This window comes from Pseudomonas sp. Sample_22, assembly GCF_004307635.1.
Lineage (GTDB): Bacteria > Pseudomonadota > Gammaproteobacteria > Pseudomonadales > Pseudomonadaceae > Aquipseudomonas.
Genome location: NZ_RCNY01000008.1, coordinates 1 through 3425 on the forward strand (window position 1 = coordinate 1; position 3425 = coordinate 3425).

General features: G+C 48.0%; 4 protein-coding genes. 3 read left to right on the forward strand and 1 reads right to left on the reverse strand.

Annotated features, from left to right (window positions below):
* Window positions 1–13: 13 nt before the first annotated feature.
* Window positions 14–844: a cell envelope integrity protein TolA gene (locus D8U73_RS01315; protein WP_130903520.1), complete on the forward strand. Its 831-nt coding sequence runs from the start codon at window positions 14–16 to the stop codon at window positions 842–844.
* 183 nt (window positions 845–1027) lie between these two features.
* Here D8U73_RS01315 and D8U73_RS01320 read toward each other — a convergent pair whose 3' ends face one another.
* Window positions 1028–1399, reverse strand: coding sequence for a hypothetical protein (locus D8U73_RS01320; protein WP_130903521.1), 372 nt, complete (start codon window positions 1397–1399; stop codon window positions 1028–1030).
* Between the two features lie 361 nt (window positions 1400–1760).
* On the opposite strand from D8U73_RS01320, the gene D8U73_RS01325 reads away from it, so the two are divergent.
* Window positions 1761–1943, forward strand: coding sequence for a hypothetical protein (locus D8U73_RS01325; protein WP_130903522.1), 183 nt, complete (start codon window positions 1761–1763; stop codon window positions 1941–1943).
* Between the two features lie 525 nt (window positions 1944–2468).
* On the forward strand, window positions 2469–3113 hold the full coding sequence (locus D8U73_RS01330; RefSeq protein ID WP_130903523.1) for a hypothetical protein: 645 nt from the start codon (window positions 2469–2471) through the stop codon (window positions 3111–3113).
* Window positions 3114–3425 lie beyond the last annotated feature (312 nt).

Below are 3425 nucleotides of genomic sequence, written 5' to 3' on the forward strand. Positions count from 1 at the left end.
AAAGGATTAAATCGTGAAGCTACAATATCTCATCATTCCTTTGATGTGTCTTGCGCTGGCAGCTTGCCGCGATCCGGATCCTAAGAGTGTTTCACTCCCCACAAACAATAATAGCATATTGGATGTCGTCGAAGCCTACCAGGCGAAAAGAGCCATTCAAGCCCTCAGCGAAACTGACCGCACGCTACTGCAAACCTACTTAGTCCGTACTGCTATGGATTACGCGCTCGATGAACACAAAGGAAAGCCCATAAATATCGGCGAGGCGATCATCGCCCAGCAAGCATGGCAGGATGAACAAAACGCTAAGGCGGCCAAGCAGCAAGCCATTAAGGACGAGGAGGAAGCCGCCAAACAGCAAGCCATCCGTGAGGCAGAGGTAGCTCAGCAGCAAGCTATAAAGGATAACGAAGCCAAACAACGCGCGCTTTTGGAGGAAATTAGCCAAAAAAAAACTGAAGCCTTGGCTATCATGAATGCTGCACTAACAGCCAATTTGGTTTCATTTAAATTAAAGAAAAAAAATTACAAGAAAAAAATCTATTCAGACTATATTGATATTGAACTCGTTATAAAAAACAACGGCGAAAGCGAATTGTCTGGATTTAAAGGTGCATTAGTGATCAAGGATACGATGGGCAATCCCGTAAAAACGCTCGAGATCTCAGCCTCTCTCGAAGTCGAGCCCGGGCAAGCTGTGTTGTACACAACTAAACTTGACCATAATTCGCTGCTAGAAGAGGATAAATTGCTCGCCACGTTAGATCTGGAAAAGGTCCATTATGAGTGGATCCCCAGCGTGTACACGTTCAAGAGCGGCGAAACGCTTAAAATTCCTACCTAGCAAAACTGCTACTTTTCTATCGAAACAGTATTCGCCCCTTATGGAAAAGAAAAGGCTCACCATCCTGGCTCTTTTGAAAGAATAAGCAGAGAAAAAGACCCACTTCTCGGTACCGCAGGGCTGGCCAGTAGCAAGGCCCGCCCATTAGTAGAGCGTCCACTCGGCTTCATCGCTACTGCGGTCTCAATTGGCTCTGCAATTGTCACCATGATACGACGAGCTCACTATTTTACTATCGACGATTTCGAAGGTCGTTACGCAAGACAAGGTTACGATCGTCGGCGGATACCCCCCATAACCTCGAGTATAAACCGTGTCGCCGGAAAGGGTCGATTGATAGATGGGTTCTGCCCCTGGAAGCATCACTGATTGATTATGATTATAAGTCAAGAAACGGTGCCCCTGGGACTCATAGACTTCGTCTGGCGGCCCCCAGCGTCGGATTAGGCTCAATTCCTCAATGCCTTGTAGAGCACTCAACATGTTCTGATATTTGGCCTCCGTGGCACAAGCAGACAGTAATAGCCCTATGAGGGCGAGCAGCAGCTGTTTCATTTCAGTCTCCCTTCACGCTCCACTTCAGCAGCTACGAATGCAGTGGCGCAACCGTGCATTGCTCAGATAAGGGGCGCACCTACTGCAGACCAAGCCAATTTATGGGCTCTTGCTGTACGTCATCAGTTTAATCCACTGCCCAAAGTGCGGCTGCCAGTCCGATGTAGTATGCCTCTGAAGTCATTCAGAGAGCAGTCTTAGGTGTATGCCCTCTGGGCGAGGCGCTTGAGCTCATTGCTCTCTTGATGCTGGGCCGGCTATTCTCTAGAGGGTGACCGCTTTTTATCCCGCCTCGAATCGGCTAATGAGCGTCGCCAATGAACTAAAACTTGCGCGTTGAGTGTTGAATAAAAGGCCGATGATGACCAAAGATGAATTGCGAACTGAACTGCTTCGCCAAGTGCAGCATTTTCAAGAGATCGAAGGCGGCGAATTAAAGACCTATGCCGCCCAGCTTCCACCCGACCGAAAAACATGGAAAAAAAAGCCCAGCGAACAAGCGCAATTGTTTCAGAAAGAGTTTGCGGAAGCAGAACGCTCATGAAATGCATGAAAGATGCGGCTTAGCTTCCGACGCCTGAGGCTAATATAACATTGAAGGTTGTGGCCGTATTCAATGAAGTCAGTGCGGCTGGTGTGCTTCTTTGCAAGAACAATCTAGGGAGGGTTGATGCTTGATCTCGATAAACGCGATCGATTTTGCGAGCATTATGGAAATAAAGGCAGGCATGCGGTATCACGCGCGGGCTCACCTCCTAAGCCAATTCAATATCTCGGAAGTTGCCATATCTTTGACCTTGCCCCCCCTGTGGGTTGAACTGCAACATACCTATAGGGCGTTACCCTCCCCCAGAGCAGGATCGCCCTACAGAAATATTGTGTTGTGCGTTGCTAATCTCTCATACGTCAGGATGATAGACGTAGCTCAGCAATAAAATAGTATAGCGTTATCAGTGAGGAGCAAGAGGCTGACATTTATCAGAGCAATAAATTTTAAGGGTACACATTATTGACTGTAGCTATATCGAACGCTAACCCACGGTGACGCTGATGAAGAAAGGTGCAGGCGATGAGGGTAATTATCCCACTGGTTTTAGTAGCGCATACCGCTGCTGCAGCAACATCCGTTGACCTCGCAGTTCAAGGGACAGTCTCTCCTCCCTCCTGTTCGATTGCCCTAAGCGGTAACTTGAACATAGTTTTGGGGACAATTCCTTCGGGCGCACTGAATCAAACCGTTAGTACAAGCCTCGCTGACGTCCCGGCAGGCGACCTCAAAATTGGTTGTGCCGGCCCTACCTTGGTTGGATTATCCGCGGTAGATAATGTTCACCCCACAACCTACTTCCCCGTTGCTCAGGATGCCAAATATTTTGGACTGGGCACTGATAGCGACGGCCACAACGTTGGCAATTATCAAATTTATTTAGATAACCCTAGTATCGACAGCGCGCAAGGTTATATGACAATGTCCTCGAACAGTGGAAGCACTTGGTTTTCTGTGAGCGGCGCCAACAACGCCACCTTAGTCAGGGCCTCGCCCACTACAATCTCATCGTGGAGCAAAGTGGCCGCTGGATCTCCTCCATCATTGCTGACTACAGTATCTGTTCCAATGGTCATTAGGCCCATGATTGCGCCCAAAAACAGTATTAACACAACTGTACAGATTGAGCTGAGCGGCTCCGCGACGCTTGAGCTTCTTTATCTATGATTGCTGAGTGCTCTCGAGCCGCGCGTTGCGTTCATTGACTGCATTTTTATATTCACAGTTAAAGTCATAATCGAGCGTGACTCAAATGAGAGAGAGTTTGTACCCTTACACATTAAGCATGCGCGACATAACTCAGTGAATTCAGCAAAGTGTCAGCAGAAGGCAAACCGAGGCTGAGCCGCTGATTGACTAAGAGTAGTCAGGCGACGGCATCAGCCTTTTAACATTATTTAAATCTGTGTACAATTTCTACGACACTCTTAGCATTCAGTTTTCGTAGAGATCGGGTTTTGAAAGTGCTGACCGTTTTAT

Bases quoted from the DNA above. Each gene is read 5' to 3' on its own strand.
- D8U73_RS01320 (WP_130903521.1), bottom strand. From the start codon at position 1,399: ATGAAACAGCTGCTGCTCGCCCTCATAGGGCTATTACTGTCTGCTTGT.
- D8U73_RS01325 (WP_130903522.1), top strand. From the start codon at position 1,761: ATGACCAAAGATGAATTGCGAACTGAACTGCTTCGCCAAGTGCAGCAT.
- D8U73_RS01330 (WP_130903523.1), top strand. From the start codon at position 2,469: ATGAGGGTAATTATCCCACTGGTTTTAGTAGCGCATACCGCTGCTGCA.